Consider the following 1,222-nt stretch of genomic DNA (forward strand, 5'->3'; position numbering starts at 1 on the left):
TTAATTTGTAGTGGCTCTACAGTTCCGCTACATCTAGAAGTCGGCAAAATGTAGGACAAAACTACGTTTTGCTTTTCATTGCCAGCTTTGCCATCCGGAGATCTCGCCAGTAGGCTTGTTCTCTAATACGTTCCTTTGTTTCGTCGTATGTGGCCTCGACTTCGTCCCAGAAAGGAGCCTTAGCAGAATGTTCGGAAGCAAATTCGATAGGAGTCTTACCACCCAACGAGCTGTGCGGGCGAAAGTAGTTGTAGTGAAATTGCCATTGAGAAAGTTTGTAGTCCAATTCAGGGTCTCGTAGGTCAACTGTTGAGTAAAATTCTTGGAGATCAGTCTGCTGGCTGCGCTCGACTTTGCCGTTTAAATGTGGCGACCTGGGTTTTATGGGGCGGAACTTGATGCAGTAGTCCATCAATTTCTGCTGAAATGCGACTGCAAAAAACTCCTGCCCTCTGTCCGTTTGAATACGCTGAATGGGGTAATGAAATTCCTCGATAAGCTTATCCAGAAAATCGATTGAATTGGCCGCGGACCGACGCTTGTAAAGTTTTAGTACCCTTAGTCGGGTACAATCATCAATCGCCGTGTACTGATACAGACCAGCTCTGACCTTGCAGACGTCTATCTGCACACGTTCGCCAGGAACGAGCTTAGCGTATCGAATTGGAGGACACTGTTTAGTGAATCGACGAATAGGTGCAACCGAATGCTTGTCGAGTATTCTCGCTACGGTAGAAGTTGAAATCTTCAAATCATGTAGCCTGAACAGATGAGAGCAGATTCGGAGTTTCCCATATTTGAATTCATCGCGTACCTTAAGCACGAGGGCCTCGTCTTCAGGACGATACTTTTGTCGGCCCAACCGGCGCGGGCGGTGAGACCGATCTGTAAAGAGGTTTTCATCCGCACGTTTTATCCAACGCTGTAACGTAGATCTAGCAATCCCGCACCTTCTGGCAGCAACCGATATGTTCCCGATCTGTTTATAGAGGGTAACCCATTTTTCTCTTGCTTCCGCTTTCAAGCTTTCGGTGGTCATAACAACACAATTTGAATCCGCACCGCCTCATTTTTTCTCACAACCCTCGTGGGAAGTGAGAGGGATTGCGAGAAAAAATGATCATTAATGTAACGACTTTCTGGAACTAATCGATGAGCCAAATGTGACTTTTTGAAGGATCAGAAATGACTGCAATTGTAGCGAATGTTATGAACCATCACA

At 46.1% G+C, this 1,222-nt stretch carries 1 protein-coding gene; it reads right to left on the minus strand.

From position 1 onward, the window contains the following. Positions 1 to 61: 61 nt before the first annotated feature. On the minus strand, positions 62 to 1,039 hold the full coding sequence (locus tag LZD49_RS35350; protein ID WP_234673369.1) for an IS481 family transposase: 978 nt from the start codon (positions 1,037 to 1,039) through the stop codon (positions 62 to 64). Positions 1,040 to 1,222: the final 183 nt, after the last annotated feature.

This window comes from Dyadobacter sp. CY261 (genome assembly GCF_021440085.1).
GTDB lineage: Bacteria > Bacteroidota > Bacteroidia > Cytophagales > Spirosomataceae > Dyadobacter.

Excerpts from the sequence above, each read along its gene's own strand:
- LZD49_RS35350 (WP_234673369.1), bottom strand. The coding sequence starts at position 1,039 with ATGACCACCGAAAGCTTGAAAGCGGAAGCAAGAGAAAAATGGGTTACC.